The 17,371-nt window shown below is 63.2% G+C and carries 16 protein-coding genes and 1 riboswitch; of the genes, 9 read left to right on the top strand and 7 right to left on the bottom strand.

The window, feature by feature from the left end; all coding sequences use genetic code 11:
• Positions 1-2 precede the first annotated feature (2 nt).
• From AC07UR_RS15005 to AC07UR_RS14990, 4 genes are all read left to right on the top strand, one after another.
• The gene (locus AC07UR_RS15005; RefSeq protein ID WP_173418384.1) at positions 3-416 is read left to right on the top strand and encodes an RNA-binding S4 domain-containing protein; all 414 of its coding nucleotides are present in this window, start codon (positions 3-5) and stop codon (positions 414-416) included.
• Between the two features lie 201 nt (positions 417-617).
• Positions 618-956, top strand: coding sequence for a ferredoxin FdxA (fdxA, locus tag AC07UR_RS15000; RefSeq protein WP_025425217.1), 339 nt, complete (start codon positions 618-620; stop codon positions 954-956).
• A gap of 410 nt (positions 957-1,366) precedes the next feature.
• Positions 1,367-1,936: a CarD family transcriptional regulator gene (locus AC07UR_RS14995; protein WP_025425216.1), complete on the top strand. Its 570-nt coding sequence runs from the start codon at positions 1,367-1,369 to the stop codon at positions 1,934-1,936.
• Positions 1,937-2,277: 341 nt separating this feature from the next.
• Entirely contained in the window at positions 2,278-3,144 is an 867-nt protein-coding gene (locus AC07UR_RS14990) for an RNA polymerase factor sigma-32 (RefSeq protein ID WP_173418383.1), read from the top strand.
• A 178-nt stretch (positions 3,145-3,322) separates the two neighbouring features.
• Here AC07UR_RS14990 and AC07UR_RS14985 read toward each other — a convergent pair whose 3' ends face one another.
• The 4 genes from AC07UR_RS14985 to thiB form a co-directional block, all read right to left on the bottom strand.
• Positions 3,323-4,834: a M48 family metalloprotease gene (locus AC07UR_RS14985; protein WP_173418382.1), complete on the bottom strand. Its 1,512-nt coding sequence runs from the start codon at positions 4,832-4,834 to the stop codon at positions 3,323-3,325.
• Between the two features lie 293 nt (positions 4,835-5,127).
• Positions 5,128-5,844: a thiamine ABC transporter ATP-binding protein gene (locus tag AC07UR_RS14980; RefSeq protein ID WP_209790399.1), complete on the bottom strand. Its 717-nt coding sequence runs from the start codon at positions 5,842-5,844 to the stop codon at positions 5,128-5,130.
• Entirely contained in the window at positions 5,841-7,445 is a 1,605-nt protein-coding gene (gene thiP, locus AC07UR_RS14975) for a thiamine/thiamine pyrophosphate ABC transporter permease ThiP (RefSeq protein ID WP_209790591.1), read from the bottom strand. Before thiP ends, AC07UR_RS14980 begins: the two co-directional genes overlap by 4 nt.
• A gap of 31 nt (positions 7,446-7,476) precedes the next feature.
• Entirely contained in the window at positions 7,477-8,505 is a 1,029-nt protein-coding gene (thiB, locus tag AC07UR_RS14970; protein WP_209790400.1) for a thiamine ABC transporter substrate binding subunit, read from the bottom strand.
• Positions 8,506-8,554: 49 nt separating this feature from the next.
• A riboswitch (TPP riboswitch) is annotated at positions 8,555-8,672 on the bottom strand.
• Between the two features lie 176 nt (positions 8,673-8,848).
• Here thiB and AC07UR_RS14965 point away from each other — a divergent pair.
• The 4 genes from AC07UR_RS14965 (at position 8,849) to AC07UR_RS14950 (ending at position 13,123) form a co-directional block, all read left to right on the top strand.
• On the top strand, positions 8,849-9,499 hold the full coding sequence (locus tag AC07UR_RS14965) for a thiamine diphosphokinase (RefSeq protein ID WP_173418379.1): 651 nt from the start codon (positions 8,849-8,851) through the stop codon (positions 9,497-9,499).
• Between the two features lie 3 nt (positions 9,500-9,502).
• Positions 9,503-11,329 (top strand): ABC-F family ATP-binding cassette domain-containing protein, encoded by a 1,827-nt coding sequence (locus tag AC07UR_RS14960; RefSeq protein ID WP_209790401.1) that lies wholly within the window; start codon positions 9,503-9,505, stop codon positions 11,327-11,329.
• A 79-nt stretch (positions 11,330-11,408) separates the two neighbouring features.
• Positions 11,409-11,888, top strand: a complete 480-nt coding sequence (locus AC07UR_RS14955) for a MarR family winged helix-turn-helix transcriptional regulator (RefSeq protein WP_209790402.1) — start codon at positions 11,409-11,411, stop codon at positions 11,886-11,888.
• Positions 11,885-13,123, top strand: a complete 1,239-nt coding sequence (locus tag AC07UR_RS14950; RefSeq protein WP_209790403.1) for a multidrug effflux MFS transporter — start codon at positions 11,885-11,887, stop codon at positions 13,121-13,123. Before AC07UR_RS14955 ends, AC07UR_RS14950 begins: the two co-directional genes overlap by 4 nt.
• A gap of 80 nt (positions 13,124-13,203) precedes the next feature.
• Here AC07UR_RS14950 and AC07UR_RS14945 read toward each other — a convergent pair whose 3' ends face one another.
• A complete protein-coding gene (locus AC07UR_RS14945; protein WP_173418375.1) occupies positions 13,204-14,421 on the bottom strand; it encodes an argininosuccinate synthase in 1,218 nt (405 codons plus the stop codon).
• A 175-nt stretch (positions 14,422-14,596) separates the two neighbouring features.
• Here AC07UR_RS14945 and AC07UR_RS14940 point away from each other — a divergent pair, with 175 nt between their 5' ends.
• Entirely contained in the window at positions 14,597-15,238 is a 642-nt protein-coding gene (locus tag AC07UR_RS14940) for a LysE family translocator (protein ID WP_173418374.1), read from the top strand.
• 249 nt (positions 15,239-15,487) lie between these two features.
• On the opposite strand, the gene AC07UR_RS14935 is transcribed toward AC07UR_RS14940, so the two are convergent.
• Positions 15,488-16,282, bottom strand: coding sequence for an ABC transporter ATP-binding protein (locus AC07UR_RS14935; protein ID WP_053251658.1), 795 nt, complete (start codon positions 16,280-16,282; stop codon positions 15,488-15,490).
• Positions 16,279-17,157: an ABC transporter permease gene (locus AC07UR_RS14930; RefSeq protein WP_173418373.1), complete on the bottom strand. Its 879-nt coding sequence runs from the start codon at positions 17,155-17,157 to the stop codon at positions 16,279-16,281. The genes AC07UR_RS14935 and AC07UR_RS14930 overlap by 4 nt, the downstream gene beginning before the upstream one ends.
• Positions 17,158-17,371 lie beyond the last annotated feature (214 nt).

Below are 17,371 nucleotides of genomic sequence, written 5' to 3'. Positions count from 1 at the left end.
CCATGGAGAAACAGTCAGCGTCCAACCCGGCATCACGCCAGCGTCTCGACAAATGGCTGTTCTTCACGCGCCTCGTGAAGTCCCGCTCGCTCGCCCAGAAGGCGATCGAGGCGGGGCATGTCACCGTCAATGACGAACGGGTCAAGCAATCCTCCGCCCAGGTGAAGGCGGGCGATATGCTGACCCTGTCTCTCGAGCGCCGCGACGTGATCGTGCGCGTGCTTCTGCCCGGCGAGCGCCGCGGTCCTTACGAGGAGGCGCGGTTGCTCTACGAGGACCTGACGCCGAACGAGCCGCGGGAAAAGCTGTCGGCTTTCGACCTGGCGACGCGCGAGCCTGGGGCCGGGCGCCCCACCAAGAAAGAGCGGCGTGAAATCGACCGGCTGAAGCCTGGTTTCAATCCGCTCGACGATTAGAAAACTCTGCCTTCAGCGCGGCGTTTCGCGCATTGAATATTCTTGCAAAGGGTCCATAAAGCCTTTACCTGACAACCCACGTTGGGTGCATCGGTCCTGCTTCGGCAGCTATGCGCGCCGGACATTCCTAGCATGCGCGGACACGAGCATCACCATTGATTGCGGTCTGCCATCAAACGTGAGCATTGGCTGGAGTACCTCATGACGTATGTCGTGACCGACAATTGCATTCGCTGCAAGTACATGGATTGCGTTGAAGTCTGCCCCGTGGACTGCTTCTACGAAGGCGAGAATTTTCTCGTCATTCACCCCGACGAATGCATCGATTGTGGCGTCTGCGAGCCGGAATGTCCCGCCGAGGCCATCAAGCCGGATACCGAGCCGGGCCTTGATATGTGGTTGAAAGTCAACGCTGATTTTGCCACCAAGTGGCCGAACGTCACCATCAAGCGCGATGCGATGCCGGAAGCCAAGGAAATGGACGGGGTCGAGGGCAAGTACGAGAAGTACTTCTCTGCCGAACCCGGCCAGGGCGACTGAGGCGTCCGGTTCCGGCCCGCTGATCGGGCGTGACGGAACCAAGACGGCCCCGGCGTCAAATCTGGGGAAAATCACACTCCGCCCTCGCAGATGCGAGAATGGCGGCTTGATGGCTGCCCTGCAGCAAATTATTGATTTCCGCAGTTTTTTGTGATAGGGTCCTTCTACTGATCCACACAGGGTGTTTTTGCGCGCCCGAAAACCTCACGAAAGCAAACGTTCTCCACACCGCGGCTTTTCTAGATACGCACCGTTGCGTTTCTCTTTTGTGACCGCGTTTGATGGGATTGTTTGCGTTCTTGGACGGACCAGGATGGACCCACCCGGCGGTATCCCCGTCTATCCCGGGCCTCACTGACCCGGCCCCGGCCAACAATGGCCGGGTGCGAAACAGGGAGTTTTTGAAACGAATGACGACCCAGCAGAAAAAATCTTCGACACGCCACGGCTTCAAGACCGGTGAATCGATTGTCTATCCGGCCCATGGCGTCGGACAGATTGTTGCTATCGAGGAGCAGGAAGTTGCCGGCATGAAGCTTGAGCTTTTTGTCATCGATTTCGAAAAGGACAAGATGCGCCTGAAGGTGCCGGTCGCAAAGGCCGTCAGCATCGGCATGCGCAAGCTCTCGGAGACCGATTTCGTCGATCGCGCGTTGAAGGTTGTGCAGGGCAAGGCTCGCGTGAAGCGGACCATGTGGTCGCGCCGCGCACAGGAATACGATGCCAAGATCAACTCCGGCGATCTGATCTCGATCGCAGAGGTTGTGCGCGACCTCTACCGCGCAGAAAACCAGCCGGAACAGTCCTATTCCGAACGCCAGCTCTATGAAGCTGCGCTCGACCGCATGGCGCGCGAAATCGCGGCCGTGAACAAGATGTCGGAGACCGAGGCGGTTCGCCTCGTCGAAGCCAATCTTAACAAGGGTCCGAAGCGGGGCAAGGCGATCGAAGAAGACGACGCACAGGACGAGGCAGCTTAAAGAGCGCCAGTCCTTCCCACCACGACAAGAAAAAGCCCGGCCATCGCGCCGGGCTTTTTCGTTCTCAGCGTTATCGCTCGCAGCTTTCTCGTCCGGGCGAGGGAACTTTTTCCGCCGCCGCGCATTTACCAAGGCCGGCAGGGATGCGCCGCCTTCCTGCCGGGGCGATCTGGGTCCTGTGATCTTTTGTCAGAATTCAGCTTCGTAGTTTGGAAGTAGGGCGCCTCACCGTTTCTTCAAGTTTCGGTGTCGCCGCATACGCCGCCGCCGGTCGGGTTTGCCCGTCCGGCCCTTGGACTTCACCCGCAAGCGGCGTCCAGGCGCCCGCCATGGAGCGATCGATGAGGACTCTCACAGCAGACAGGCGCATGATCAAGATTGCGATGGAGGCACCTTATCTCGAGCGTGAAGAAGAGCACGCCCTGGCAAAGGCCTGGCGCAACGATCATGATCAGGACGCCCGCAACAAGATCGCCATGTCGCATATGCGGCTGGTCATCTCCATGGCGGCAAAATTCCGCAATTTCGGCCTGCCGATGGGCGACCTCGTCCAGGAGGGGCATATAGGCCTGCTCGAAGCCGCAGCGCGCTTCGAACCCAGCCGCGAAGTCCGCTTCTCCACCTACGCCACCTGGTGGATACGCGCCTCGATGCAGGACTACGTGCTGCGCAACTGGTCAATCGTTCGCGGCGGCACCAGTTCGGCGCAAAAGGCACTGTTCTTCAATCTTCGCAGGCTGCGCGCGCGGCTGGCGCAAGGGGATCGTCAGCTGACATCGCAGGCGATGCATGAGGAAATCGCCGTGGCACTCGGCGTCAGTATCGCCGACGTGCAGACCATGGATGCTCGCCTGTCCGGCAGCGACACGTCGCTGCAGGCGCCCGTCGGCGGCCCGGATTCCGATGGCGGAGAGCGCCTCGACTTTCTTGCAAGCGATGCGCCCCTGCCTGACGAACAGGTGAGCGAGATGATCGACGGCGAGCGTGCCCGCATCTGGCTCCATGACGCCATGGGTGCGCTGACCGAGCGCGAAATGAGGATTATTCGCGCGCGGCGCCTGTCGGAAGAGGGGGCCACGCTGGAAGAGCTCGGTCTCGATCTCGGCATCTCCAAGGAGCGGGTCCGCCAGATCGAGACGCGGGCACTCGAGAAGCTGCGGGCGGCACTGGCAACCAAAGCACCGGCGCTGACATCGGTCGTGCATTGAGGCATTTCCGGAAGTTTCCGGGCGGCCCTCCGTCAGCGACGGATGGCGCATGCGAGGCAAGGCTCGTGATTGCGGCTGGACGCGAACGCGAAACGGCAGTGTGCGCAGCTCAAATGCATCTTCACGGCAAAGACATGGGACGGCGTCGAACCTGAGATGGGTGCGGCGCCGTCTGCGTCTATTCGGAAATGATCTTGACCCGATCGCCCGGCTTGATCGTCGAGGTGACCTGCATGGCGTTGATCAGCCGGAACAGATCGAGCTTGCGGTCGGTGCCCATCATCCGTGCGGCCAGGGTGGCGATCGTTTCTCCGGGCTTGACCACGGCGACGCGGATACGCAGCGGCTTCAGCGACTGGGCTTCAGCCGGGGTCATCTTGCGGAACGAGGTGCGCAGCTGGTTGGCTGTCGGCTCCAGCGCGCGCGATCCCTTCGGAACGGCGGTCAGGAAGCGGTAGATGCGATTGTCGATGCGGACCACGGTCACGTCGAAATCCCAGCGATCGGCGGACGCGCGCGCGGTTGCGGCCTCAAGGCCGTTGACGCTGATCGGGCGGATGGTTTCGGGCTGCAGGCCCGTTACCCAACCGCTGGCGATGTAGTCCGTCAGGCTCTTGCGGGCCGTGTCGGCAATGCCGTCGAACCGGACCGCCACGTCGCCGGGGCCTGTTGCCAGGACAGCCTCCGCCTTGTTGTCGATCTGGAAGCCGGCCGGCACATCGAAGCGGATGCCGAGCTGCCCGTGCATGAAAGTCTGGCCGCGGACATAGCCCTCCTGCGGGCTGTCGCCATAAAGCAGTCCGTCAATGCCGGCGAGGTAATAATCGCGCCCGCGGTCACCGCTGGTGCCCTCGGCGCCAAAGGCGCGCGCGTGTCGGCGCGCGAGATCGACGCGCTGCGGCGCATTCGGGTGGCTCGAGAGGAAGTCGAGGCTCTGGTCGGCTTCCGGATCAACGGCGGAGAAGCGGCTGTAGGCGGCCATCGAATCGAGGAAGCGCGCCGCCGCATAGGGGTCGTAGCCCGCCTCTCCGAGCATGCGCACGCCGATGACGTCGGCCTGGAGCTCCTGGTTGCGGGAGAAGGCGGCCAGCCGCAGTTTGCCCCGTGCCAGCGCCTGCTTGCCGGCGAGATCCGAGGAGAGCACTTCGGAGACGACGCGGCTGGCGATGACTTCCGCCTCCTCGCGTTGCTGGCGCTCGATGCCGTGATTGGCGGTGACGTGTGCCATTTCATGCGACAGCACGGCTGCAACTTCGGACGCGTCATTGGCGAGCGCTAGCAGGCCGCGAGTGACGTAGAGATAGCCACCGGGCAGCGCAAAGGCGTTGATCGCCGGAGAATTGAGAATAGTGATGCGGTAGGACTGCTGCGGATTTTCCGAAACGGCCGTCAGCGCGCCGGCGATGCGGGCGACCAGCCGCTCCGTCTTTGCATCCTTGTACTCTCCGCCGTAGCTGGCGACGATGCGCGGGTGTTCGCGCGCGCCGAGCTGGGCACGGGGGTCGTTCTTCTGGACTTCGTCGACGATCTGCGGATTGGAGGACGGCGATACGGTCGGCTCGTAAGTCTGCTCGATCACTGACTGGCAGGCGGAAAGCAGCGTTGTCGCGAGCAATGCAACCACAGCACGTGTCCGGAGGCCTCCGCGCTTGGGCGGGAACCGGTCGTTTCTGACTGTATGACTTTCCATGCCTCAGCCCGTTTCCCGTCCAACGCCACTCCACCCTGGGAACTCTGTGGCGTTGAAAGTCTTACTTTTTCAGCCGGATAGGTCCGCTCCGGCACGCGTATTCCAGCCCAGGTCTTGCTGTATCCATTTCAGCGCCACCTGCCTAGTTTACCCCCACAGAAATAGTTGCCCCGTGGTATCACGGCAACGGATACGCGAATATTCGTGCCTCGTGCGCCGGATAATCCGCGCGTCGCATGGCGCGACGGTCAAATTGTGGCGAAGTGCCTCGTACGGCACGATTCTAAGCCGCATTACTCGTTGCCGAGAAAGCGGTTGATCGCCGCCATGTCGCGACGCTCGAGGAAGCGTTCGACCGGATCATGGGCGATGATACGCCCCTGGTCCAGAAAAAGCACGCTATCGGCCAGCGCCCTCACGTCATCGGGATGGTGCGTGATCATCAGGATCGTATTGTTCTCCTGGCGATGCAGGTCCCGCAGCAGCGCCCGCATGCCGGCCCTCATGCCGGGATCGAGAGCGGCAAACGGCTCGTCCAGCAGCAACAGCGGGCGATGTCGCACCAGGGCGCGGGCCAGCGCCACACGCTGACGTTCGCCGCCGGACAGTGTCGGCGGCAGCCGCTTGCCGAAACCGTCGAGCCCGACGCGGCCAAGGGCATCATCTATCCGCGCCCGATCACCCGCGGAAAGGCGAAGCGAGGGGCTTATGCCGAAACCGACATTGGTGGCGATGTCGAGATGTGCAAACAGGTTGTTGTCCTGGAAGATGACGGATACCGGCCTTTCCGACGGTGCCTGTCCCGACATCGTCTTGCCGAGAATGCGAACCTCGCCCCGATCCGGCTCCTCGAAGCCGGCGATGACGTGAAAGAGCGTCGACTTTCCGGACCCGGATGCGCCGGCGACCGCGACGATGCCGCCGGGCGCAATGGCGCAGTCGAAGTGAAGCGCCGTTGTGTCGTAGAGGATATCGACGCCGACGAGCTCGACCGCGCTTCCCGGGTTCATGTGTTACGTCCTTCCGGCACGCGCCTGTCGCCGGCCGTGCCGAGCATGGTGAAGATCAGGCAGAGCAAGCCGAGGAATAGCGCCAGCCCGGCTGCATCCGCTGTGCGATAGCTGCCCATCCGGCTATAGAGCAGCCATGGCAGCGTGATCATGTCCTGCGAGCCGAATAGCGCCACGGCGCCAAGGTCGCCGAGGGATAGCGCCATGGCGAAGGAAAAGGCCATCAGCAATGGTTTCTTCAGCGGCGGCAGATCGATCCATCGCAGGCGATGGAGGCCGCGGATGCCGAGGCTTGCTGTCAGCCTGTCGGTGCGCGCCGCATGGGTTGCCATCGCCGGGGCCAGGATCCGATGGACGAAGGGCAACGCCATCAAGGCATTGATGGCAACAACGATGGCGGGGGCAAAACGGGCGACATCGCCGAAGGGGCGCAGAAGCAGGAACCAGCCCGCTCCAAGCACGACCGGCGGCACGAGCAGAACCAGGGAGGTGCTGGCCGTGACTGCGCCTGCAAAAAACCTTGCCAAGGTGGGTGCGTGGCGACCCGCCGTGACGGTACCAGCGGCCCGGATCATTGCAGCGGCGATACCGACACAAAGCAACGCTGAACCGACAGCAATGGCGATGCTGGTGATGAGGGCGCGATGCACGGTCGGATCGCCCGCCAGCTTCGGCAGGTCGGCGCGCAGGCCGGAACCGACAACGGCGGTCAGTGGCGCACCAATGAAGACGAGCGCGAACAGGATCCAGCCGGTATCGGACAGGCGGGAGAGGCCGGTATCTGCATCGTACCGCATTGACGCTCGACCGCCGGTGACGCTTTGCGCCGGCTCCGTCGCGACACGGGCGAGGACCAGGAGCAGCGCGCCGGTCATGACAATCTGCAGGGCAGAGAGTGCAATCGCCCTCTGAGGATCGAAGTCGAAGCGTAGCGCCTGATAGATTGCAACCTCGATGGTGCTGGCGGCCGGCCCGCCACCGAGCGTCAGCACCAGCGTGAAGCTGGTGGCGCAAAGCATGAAAACGAGGCCGGCGGCACCTGGCAGCAATCCGCGCAGGATCGGCCACTCGACAAAGCGGAAGAGTGCGGCGGGCGGCATGCCGAGATTGGCGGCGGTTCTCCAGTATTCCGAGGGGATGCGCTCCAGCCCGGCAAGGAAGAGGCGTGCGACCAGCGGCATGTTGAAGAAGACGTGAGCAAGCAGGATGCCGAAGAGGCCGTAGATGCTGACAGGCTGTTGAAGCCCGAGCCCGGCCAGAGCCGTATTGAGTACACCCTGCCGGCCCCAGATCTCGATTAAGCCCAGGGCGCCGACCAGAACAGGAAGGCCGAGCGGCAGGGCCATGAGCCGCAGCACCCAGACGCGGCCGGGAAAACGCGCCCGACGTGCCAGTGCGCGGGCGATCGGAATGGCGAGCAGAACCGAGAGCAGCGTCGAAAGGCTCGCCTGCAGCAATGTGAAGCGCGTCACCCGCCAGATATAGGCATCGAACAGCACGCCATTGCCGAAGCCGCCGCCCTGAAACAGAAGCGCTGCGACCGCCAGACAGACGAACAGAAGGATGCCGCCGAGACTTAAAGTCCCGGCGGTGATCGTGATCCTGTTTTCGGCAGGCGCGAACAAGCGCGCCTCAGTTCTTGCTCATGGCCGCGAGCCATTCGTCGATCCAGGCCTTGCGGTTTGCCGCCACGTCTCCCGACGGCAGCAGGAAGGTCTTGGCCGGATTGACCAGCTTGCCGAAGGCTTCAGGCAGCGGTTCCTTGGTGGCGGCGACAGGCATCATCCAGTTGGTGGTCGGGATGATCGACTGGAACTCCGGACCGGTCATGAAGCCGAGAAATTGCTTGGCAAGCTCCGGCTCCTTGGCGCTCTTGGTCATGCCGGCGACTTCGATCTGGATGTAGTGGCCTTCCGAGAATTCGGCCGCCTGGTAGCGGTCGGTGTTCTCAGCCACCATGTGGTAGGCGGGAGACGTGGTGTAGGAGAGCACCATCGGTGCTTCGCCCTTGGTGAAGAGACCATAGGCTTCCGACCAGCCTGGCGTCACGGTCAGAACCCGATCCTTGAGCTTGGCCCAGGCGGCACCGGCTTCGTCGCCATAGACGGCCTTGACCCACAGGAGCAGGCCGAGACCCGGCGTCGATGTGCGCGGATCCTCGATGACGATCTTCTGCGACGGGTCGCCTTCGACCAGGTCCTTCAGGCTCTTCGGCGGGGTTTTCAGGGTCTGGGTGTCGTAGACGACGGCGAAATGGCCGTAATCATAGGGAAGGAAGGTGTCGTCGGTGAAGTCGCCGGGCACCTTGACGTCCTTGGCCTCGATGCCGTGCGGCGCGAAGAAGCCGGTGGCCTTGGCTTCGGCGACGAGGTTGGTGTCGAGGCCAAGCACGATGTCAGCCTTGGAGGCAGCACCCTCGAGTTTCAGGCGGGTCAGAAGCTCCACGCCATCGGCGACGCCGACATAGGTGACCTTGCATTCGCAGGTCTTCTCGAAGGCTTCGGCGACCTTGGCGCCCGGGCCCCATTCGGTGATGAAGCTCTCATAGGTGTAGACGGTCAGAGTCTTGTCTGCGGCAGACGCGCCGGTCGTAAAGACAAGGCTGGCGGCAGCGGCAAGCGCTAGCCGGCTAAGGAACTTCAGTTGCGATGATTTGGACATGGCAGGCACCTCTCCCTAAAAATAATGTTGCATGGGAAAAGGGCGTATCGATCCGATCGCGTCTAATCCCTCCGCCGGTATGAGCCGGATCAGGTTCCGCGGGTTGGCGTTAAACGCCTCTCAGCCTTCGGCCAGCATGTGGTCGGAAGGCACCCCGTTAGAGCGGGTAGAGATTTACCGCCGTGACGGTTTGATGGCAAGCGGAGTTTGAACGCGGTATCCGGCAGCCCGACGCTCGCCGATGCTGCCAAGCCTGATGACATCAACGCAAAATCGCCGGATCGCCCCCTCGTTCGGTTTTCTTGCTTTTCCTTGGCAGTGCCTTTGCGCTATGGGCTTTGCCATGGCCCGATCCACCTTCACCATTCTGCTCGGCGGTGCACTGACCCTTACCGATCGCCTTGCGCGCCAGCTTGCCGGCAGCCGCTTCGTTGCGGCCGATGGCGGCATGCGGCATGCGCGCACCCTGTCGGTAATCCCCGACGTCTGGGTTGGCGATTTCGATTCGACCGAGGAGACGCTGCTTGCCGAGTTTGCCGGCGTCCCGCGCGAACCCTATCCCGCCGCCAAGGCTGCAACCGATGGTGAAATCGCCGTCGAGGCTGCGCTTACGCGCGGTGCGGGAGCCCTGATCTTTGCCGGTGCGCTCGGAGGATCCCGCAGCGATCATGCCTTCCTGCACCTGCTTCAGGCCGCTTCGCTGGCCGAACGCGGCTTGCCGGTGTTCATGACGTCGGGCGAGGAAGAGGCCTATCCGCTGCTTTCAGGCGAGATCGAGATCGATCTGCCGAAGGGCAGTCTGTTTTCGATCCTCGGACTGACCGATCTCTTCGGCCTGACGATCGTCAATGCGCGCTATCCGCTCACCGATTTCACCTTGCCGTTCGGGTCGTCCCGCACCGTTTCCAATGTTGCGGAGGGTCCCCTTCGCATTTCCCTCGACACCGGCCGGGCGATTGTTCTCGCTCGCCCCTATGACCTTTCCGGAGCCTGAGCCTTGGCGCCTCCCATTCTGAAACTCGACGATATCTTCCTCACCTTCGGGGGCACGCCGCTTCTGGCCGGCGCCAACCTGCAGGTGGAGCCGGGTGATCGCATCTGCCTTGTCGGGCGCAACGGTTCCGGCAAATCGACGCTGATGAAGATCGCTGCCGGTCTTGCCGAGGCGCAATCGGGTGAGGTGTTCCGCCATCCGTCCTCGACGGTCCGTTACCTGCCCCAGGCACCGGATTTCGAAGGCTACGACACGGTGCAGGCCTATGCGGAATCGGGTCTTGGTCCGAGCGACGATCCGTACCGCGTCACCTATCTGCTGCAGCATCTGGGCCTGACCGGCGAAGAAGACCCGTCGCGCCTTTCCGGCGGCGAGGCGCGCCGCGCAGCACTTGCGCGCGTGATGGCGCCGGAGCCGGATATTCTTCTGCTCGACGAGCCAACCAACCACCTCGACCTGCCGACGATCGAATGGCTCGAAGACGAGCTGACCCGCAGCCGCTCGGCCCTGGTGCTGATCTCGCACGACCGGCGGTTCTTGGAAAAAGTATCGACAGCAACCGTCTGGCTCGACCGCGGCCAGTCGCGCCGGCTCGACCGGGGTTTCGGCCATTTCGAAGCCTGGCGCGACGAGGTGCTGGAGGCCGAAGAGCTGGAACAGCACAAGCTCGGCAAGGCGATCGAGCGTGAGGAGCACTGGCTGCGCTACGGCGTGACCGCCCGGCGCAAGCGCAACATGCGCCGTCTCGGCGAGCTGCAGGACATGCGCTCGCGCCATCGCGGCCACAAGGGGCCGCAGGGCTCCGTCCAGGCGACGGCCTCCGACGCCAAGGAATCCGGCAAGCTGGTCATCGAGGCGGAAAAGATCACCAAGGCTTACGGCGATCGGACGATCGTCGCGCCGTTTTCGATCCGTGTGCATCGCGGCGATCGGATCGGCCTCGTCGGCCCGAACGGTGCCGGCAAGACCACGCTGTTGAAAATGCTGACCGGGCAGATCGAGCCGGATACCGGCACTGTGAAGCTCGGCACCAACCTGGAGATGGCGACGCTCGACCAGAAGCGCGAGGATCTCAACCTCGAGGACACGCTGGCCCATTACCTGACCGACGGACGCGGCGAGAGCCTGATCGTCAACGGCGAGCAGCGCCATGTGACGGGTTACATGAAGGACTTCCTGTTCCAGCCCGAGCAGGCCCGCACCCCTATTCGCGAGCTTTCGGGCGGTGAACGTGCGCGGCTGATGCTGGCGCGCATTCTTGCCCGCGCCACCAACTTGCTGATCCTTGACGAGCCGACCAACGACCTCGACATCGAGACGCTCGATCTGCTGCAGGAAGTCGTCGCCGGCTTTGCCGGAACCGTCATCCTCGTCAGCCACGACCGTGACTTCCTCGACCGCACTGTCAGCTCGACCATCGCGCCGGGCAATCCGGAAGCGCCTGATGGTCGCTGGATCGAATATGCCGGCGGCTATACCGACATGATGGCGCAGCGCAAGGGCGCGATCGAGGAGCGACGCAAGGCCGAGAAGGCGGAAAAGGCGAAGGTGTCCGACGCCGCGGCCCCTGCAGGCGAAACGTCGAAGGCCAAGGGCAAGCTCTCCTACAAGCAGAAGTTCGCGCTTGAAAACCTGCCGAAGGAGATCGCCAAGGCCGAAGCGGAGGCTGCCAAGCGCGAGGAGCGGATGGCTGATCCCAATCTCTTTGCCAAGGATCCGAACACGTTTGCGAAGCTGGCGCAGGAGCTGGAGAAGCTCCGCGGCGATCTCGCGCGCATGGAAGAGGAATGGCTGGAGCTGGAGATGCTGCGCGAGGAACTGGAAGGCTGAGGCTCACCGGCCCCCCGCGTTGAAAGTTGGCAAGGAGTATGATAAGGAAAGCTTATTATATCTCTTGTGAACGATCCTGATGCCGACAAAACTCGAATCTGAAACCATCGGCATGTTGCTGACCGATGTCTCCCGCCTTTTGCGCGGCGCCTTTGACCGCAAGGTCAACGCGCTCGACCTCGGCATCACCCCAGGCGAAGCCCGCACACTGATCCAGGTGGCGCTGACCGAGGGCATCAAGCAGGCGGAAATCGCTACGCGCATGGGCATAGAGCCGATGACGCTGTCGGCCTATCTCGACCGGCTGGAGGCAATGGAGCTTGTGGCCCGGATGCCCGACCCGGCCGACCGCCGGGCCAAGAACGTTGTCATCACCGACAAGGCGGATCCGCTGCTCGCCGAGCTGATGGCGGGCCTGCGTGAAATGATGAATGCCTATACGGCTGGGCTCGACGAGGCGACGCGCGAGATGCTGCGCGGCAACCTGCGCATCCTGCGTGACAATCTGCGCCGCCTCGACCCCTGCGTCGCCGGCAAGGACAAGGGTGCAAAGGAATGACGCGCCGCATGAGCGAACGGCGCACCAGCATCATCGGTGCCTTCCTGGTGGCGCTCGGCCCCGTTTCCATGGCGCTCTATACGCCGGCGATGCCCGAACTGGTGCGGGCCTTCTCCTCCAGCGAGGCGGCGATCAAGATGACGCTGTCGCTCTATTTCGCCGGCTTTGCCTTTGCGCAGCTGGTATCGGGCACGCTTTCCGATGTCATCGGCCGCCGGCGCACGACGCTGATCTTCATGGCCATCTACCTTGCCGGCAGCCTGATGGCGGCCTTTGCGCCGTCGGTTGCGGTTCTGCTCGCGGGACGCCTGGTGCAGGGCATCGGCGCCTCGGTGGGCATGACGGTTGCGCGCGCCATCGTGCGCGACCAGTTTACCGGCCTGCAGGCAGCAAGGATCATGAACATGATCGGCATGATGCTGGCGATCGGCCCGGCGGTGTCGCCGACGCTCGGCGGCCTGGCGCTCGGCCTCTTCGGTTGGCAGTCGATCTTCTTCCTGATGGTCGGCTTTGCGCTGATGGCCTGTGTCAGCGTTCAGTTCTTCATGGCCGAAACCGCGACGCCCGATCCGGCGAAGGGGCATCTGCGCCCGATCCTTGCCGCCTATCGCGAGCTTGTGACCGACAGCCGCTTCGTCTCCTCGACCCTTGTGATCGCCGGTGCCGTCGGTGCGCTCTATGCCCAGGCGACCATGCTGCCCTTCGTCCTGATCGGGACGGTCGGGCTGACGCCCACCCAGTTTGGCGTCGGCATGCTGATGCAATCCGGTTTCTTCTTTTCGGGTACCGTCACGGTCAGGCTGCTGATGCGGAAATTCACGCCGCAAGCGCTGGTGCCGGCGGGGCTATGTTTCATTGCCATCGGCAGCGTGGCGCTTGCCTACACCATGCATGCGCTCGAGCCGAGCTTCCTGTCGGTGATGGCGCCGGTCGGCGTCTATGCCTTCGGCATCGCCTTCGTCATGCCTTACATGATGACGGCGGCCATGGCGCCTTTCCCGCATATTGCCGGCACGGCCTCGGCGATGATGGGGTTCATCCAGATGGGCGCCGGCCTTCTCGGCGGTGCCCTGGCGGCGGTCGTCGGCGTACCGGTGCTGGCGCTCGGCACGATCATACCGAGCTTCGGCCTTCTCTGCGTGCTCAGCTATCTCTGGTACCGCCGCACCGTCCGCCTGGCGCCAGCGGCGGCGCTGGCCGATGGCAAGCAGGCCCTGCCGGAGGCGGCTGAGTAACAACGGCTCTGCCTGAACAGGACGCATAAAAAAGCCTCCGCGACCCAGGTCGCGGAGGCTTTGTATTAGGCTCTCGCAGTTTAGCGGTTGCGCGCGGCCAGCGTGCGCAGACGCAGCGCGTTGAGCTTGATGAAGCCGGCTGCATCCTTCTGGTCGTAGGCGCCCTGGTCGTCCTCGAAGGTGACCAGCTTGTCGGAATAGAGCGACTTGGCGCTTTCGCGGCCGGTAACCATGACGTTGCCCTTGTAGAGCTTCAGTGTCACTTCGCCTTCGACATGTTCCTGGCTCCGGTCGATCGCCGCCTGCAGCATTTCGCGCTCCGGCGAGAACCAGAAGCCGTAATAGATCAGCTCGGCGTAGCGCGGCATCAGCTCGTCCTTGAGGTGGGCAGCACCTCGGTCGAGCGTGATCGATTCGATCGCGCGGTGGGCGGCAAGCAGGATCGTGCCGCCGGGGGTCTCGTAGACGCCGCGCGACTTCATGCCGACGAAGCGGTTTTCGACGAGGTCGAGGCGGCCGATGCCATTGTCGCGGCCATAGTCGTTGAGCTTGGCCAGCAGGTTTGCCGGCGACAGGCGCTCGCCGTTGATCGAGACGGCGTCGCCGCGCTCGAAGCCGACCTTGATGACGGTTGCCTTGTCGGGGGCCGCTTCCGGCGAGATCGTGCGCATGTGCACGTACTCAGGAGCTTCCTGCGACGGATCTTCCAGAACCTTGCCCTCGGACGAAGAGTGCAGCAGGTTGGCGTCGACGGAGAAGGGCGCCTCACCCTTCTTGTCCTTGGCAACCGGGATCTGGTGCTTCTCGGCGAATTCGAGCAGGTCGGTGCGGCTCTTGAACGACCAGTCGCGCCAGGGCGCGATGATCTTGATGTCGGGGTTCAGCGCATAGGCCGACAGCTCGAAGCGGACCTGGTCATTGCCCTTGCCGGTGGCGCCATGGGCGATGGCGTCAGCGCCGGTCTTCCTGGCGATATCGATCAGGTGCTTGGAAATCAGCGGCCGGGCGATCGAGGTGCCGAGCAGGTATACGCCTTCGTAAACGGCGTTGGCACGGAACATCGGGAAGACGAAATCCCGGACGAATTCCTCGCGCACGTCCTCGACGTAGATTTCCTTGATGCCGAGCATCTCGGCCTTCTTGCGCGCCGGTTCCAGTTCTTCGCCCTGGCCGAGGTCGGCCGTGAAGGTGACGACTTCGGCGCCGAGTTCGGTCTGCAGCCACTTCAGGATGATCGAGGTGTCGAGACCGCCCGAATAGGCGAGAACGACCTTTTTCACGTCTTTATGCGATGCCATGGTTTCCGTCCGTCTGGTCTTGGGAGAGGGCGGCGTGCCGCCTTGGAAATTCTGCGGCACTTTATCCAGAACACGCCTGGATACAAGCGGAACAACGCTGCAACAGCCGAATCCGCTCGCAAAAGCCGACGAGGCGGAATAGACCGGGCGACCGAGTGTTCCGGGGATCGCATACATGGACTTCCTTCCCAGCCTGCCAACGCTGTTCGGCTTTGCCGCAGCCACCCTTCTGCTTGCGGCAACGCCCGGTCCCGACATGACGCTGTCGATCAGCCGGGCGCTGTCGCAGGGCAAAAAAGCGGCGCTGTTCGTGGTGCTCGGGACAAGCTTCGGCATTGTCGTCCATACGTTGCTCGTTGCCTTCGGCATCTCGGCGCTGATCACGGCCTCGCCGACGGCGTTTCTGGTGCTGAAGACCGGCGGTGCCGCCTATCTGCTCTGGCTTGCAGTGCAGGCGATCCGGCATGGATCGACGCTCTCGGTCAAGACGGTCGATAGCGCGGCGGGCACCGCGCTTTCCAACATTTCCTCGGGTTTCTGGGTGAACCTGCTCAACCCCAAGGTCATCATCTTCTTCATGACCTTCCTGCCGCAGTTCGTCAGCGCCGGCGATGCGTCGGTGACAGGCAAGCTTCTGTTTCTCGGCGCGCTGTTCATCGTCATCGGCATGCCGGTGAACATGCTGGTGGTCTTTACCGCCGACTGGCTGTCCGCCTGGCTGCAACGCAACAAGGCTTTCATGCGGGCGCTCGACTACAGCTTTGCCGGCGTCTTCTCGGTCTTTGCCGCGAAGATTTTTATGGCGACGGCACGATAGGTTTCAGCAAAGAGACCGCCCCTCATCTGCCTGCCGGCATCTTCTCCCCGCGCGCGGGGAGAAGAGCGTTTGCCGCATCGTTTGACGGCAACAGCGGTCGTTGGAACAGCGTCGGGGGGAACCGTCTTTGGGTGTGCAACCGACGCCGTTGGCCGGAGAGGGCTGAGAGATCGCCGCGTGTCTTTTCTCCCCGTCTTGACGGGGAGAAGATGCCGGCAGGCAGATGAGGGGCAAGTTCGTGCGACGCGATCAGCCGATCAGCAGAGCGTCGTCGTCGAGCGTCTGGCCGCGGATGCGGCGGAACATGGCGATGAGGTCCTCGACCTGCAGTTCCTTGCGGCTGTCGCCGGCAACGTCGAGCACGATCTCGCCACCGTGCAGCATGACGGTGCGGTGGCCATAATCGAGCGCCTGGCGCATCGAGTGGGTGACCATCATCGTCGTGAGCTTGCGTTCCGACACGATCTTCTGCGTGAGGTTCATGACGAACTCGGCCATGCCGGGGTCAAGGGCTGCGGTATGCTCGTCGAGCAGCAGCACTTCGGAGCCGGCAAGCGTCGCCATCACCAGCGAAACCGCCTGGCGCTGTCCGCCCGAAAGCAGATCCATGCGGTCGCCCATGCGGTTTTCAAGGCCGAGATTGAGTTCGGCGATGCGCTCGCGGAAATGCTCGCGGCGCTTGGGTCCGAGCGCTGCCATCAGCCCGCGCTTCTCGCCGCGCTTGGCGGCAAGTGCCAGGTTTTCTTCGATCGACAAGGCGCCACAGCTGCCGGTCAACGGATCCTGGAACACGCGGGCGACGAGGCCGGCGCGGGCGGCTGTGCCCTTGCGGGTGACATCGGTCTTGCCGATCGTCACCTGGCCGGCGCTCGGCAGCACGTCGCCGGCGAGAACGCCGAGCAGCGTCGACTTGCCGGCACCGTTTGAGCCGATGACGGTGACGAAGGAGCCTTGCTCGATCGTCAGGTCGACGCCGTTCAGCGCCTGCTTCTGCAGTGGCGTTCCCTTGCCGAAGACGACCTGGATGTTCTTGACGCTGATCATGCCGCACCTCCGCGACGAAGACGGGGAAGGATGAGGGCAAAGGTCACGAGCACGGCGGTGACGAAATTGAGGTCGGAGGCCTGCAGGCCGAGCATGTCGGTCGACAGCGCCAGCTGGATGGCGATGCGGTAGAGGATCGAGCCGAGCACGCAGCCGATCAGCGCGATCAGAATGCCGCGGGCGCCGAGCAGCGTCTCGCCGATGATCACCGCTGCAAGACCGACGACGATGGTGCCGACCCCCGAGGTGACGTCGGCAAAACCGTTGGTCTGGGCAAAGAGCGCGCCGCCGAAGGCAACGAGCGCATTGGAGATCGCCATGCCCAGATAGATCTGCTTGTTGGTGTCGACGCCCTGGGCGCGGGCCATGCGGGCATTTGCGCCGGTCGCGCGCATCGCAAGGCCGGCATCGCTTTCAAGGAAGCGCCAGACGACGATGACGGCCACGAGCACGAGCACGCCGATGAAGAGCGGGCGAACGTAGAACTCACGCAGACCCAGTCCGAAGAACGGCGAAAGCATGGTGTCGGCGTTGATCAGTGCGACGTTGGGTTTGCCCATGACGCGCAGATTGACCGAGAACAGCGCGATCATCGTCAGGATCGAGGCCAAGAGGTTGAGGATCTTGAAACGCACGTTGAGCATGGCCGTGACGATGCCGGCGGCAGCCCCTGCCACCATGGCGACGCCGGCCGCGATCCACGGATTGACGCCGGCGATGATCAACACGGCGGTAACCGCAGCACCGAGCGGAAAAGACCCGTCGACTGTCAGGTCAGGGAAATCGAGAACCCGGAATGCGAGAAAGACGCCGATGGCGACGAAGGCGTATACCAGCCCCAGCTCGACGGCTCCCCATAAAGCGATTTGACTCAAATCCCCGACCCTCTTTTCCTGCCGCCCGCCCCAAGCTTCTTATATCGGCGCGGCGTCCCCGGTTGGCGCATGACGCCCGAAGATCCGGCGTCGGCGCAGTTTCAAACTGTCTGAGCGTATCTTGCGTAGCGCAAGGCAACCGCAGCGCTCCAATAACGAACCGCCCTCGTATGGAACGAGGGCGGCCAAAACGCAATAAACTTGAACCTGAAAA

This window comes from Ensifer sp. GW821-FHT05G01 (assembly GCF_059419585.1).
Note: the sequence above shows the minus strand (reverse complement) of the source record. Positions and strands in the feature narration are given on the sequence as shown.

Excerpts from the sequence above, each read along its gene's own strand:
- AC07UR_RS15005 (WP_173418384.1), top strand. The coding sequence starts at position 3 with ATGGAGAAACAGTCAGCGTCCAACCCGGCATCACGCCAGCGTCTCGAC.
- fdxA (WP_025425217.1), top strand. The coding sequence starts at position 618 with ATGACGTATGTCGTGACCGACAATTGCATTCGCTGCAAGTACATGGAT.
- AC07UR_RS14995 (WP_025425216.1), top strand. The coding sequence starts at position 1,367 with ATGACGACCCAGCAGAAAAAATCTTCGACACGCCACGGCTTCAAGACC.
- AC07UR_RS14990 (WP_173418383.1), top strand. The coding sequence starts at position 2,278 with ATGAGGACTCTCACAGCAGACAGGCGCATGATCAAGATTGCGATGGAG.
- AC07UR_RS14985 (WP_173418382.1), bottom strand. The coding sequence starts at position 4,834 with ATGGAAAGTCATACAGTCAGAAACGACCGGTTCCCGCCCAAGCGCGGA.
- AC07UR_RS14980 (WP_209790399.1), bottom strand. The coding sequence starts at position 5,844 with ATGAACCCGGGAAGCGCGGTCGAGCTCGTCGGCGTCGATATCCTCTAC.
- thiB (WP_209790400.1), bottom strand. The coding sequence starts at position 8,505 with ATGTCCAAATCATCGCAACTGAAGTTCCTTAGCCGGCTAGCGCTTGCC.
- AC07UR_RS14965 (WP_173418379.1), top strand. The coding sequence starts at position 8,849 with ATGGCCCGATCCACCTTCACCATTCTGCTCGGCGGTGCACTGACCCTT.
- AC07UR_RS14955 (WP_209790402.1), top strand. The coding sequence starts at position 11,409 with ATGCCGACAAAACTCGAATCTGAAACCATCGGCATGTTGCTGACCGAT.
- AC07UR_RS14950 (WP_209790403.1), top strand. The coding sequence starts at position 11,885 with ATGACGCGCCGCATGAGCGAACGGCGCACCAGCATCATCGGTGCCTTC.
- AC07UR_RS14945 (WP_173418375.1), bottom strand. The coding sequence starts at position 14,421 with ATGGCATCGCATAAAGACGTGAAAAAGGTCGTTCTCGCCTATTCGGGC.
- AC07UR_RS14940 (WP_173418374.1), top strand. The coding sequence starts at position 14,597 with ATGGACTTCCTTCCCAGCCTGCCAACGCTGTTCGGCTTTGCCGCAGCC.
- AC07UR_RS14935 (WP_053251658.1), bottom strand. The coding sequence starts at position 16,282 with ATGATCAGCGTCAAGAACATCCAGGTCGTCTTCGGCAAGGGAACGCCA.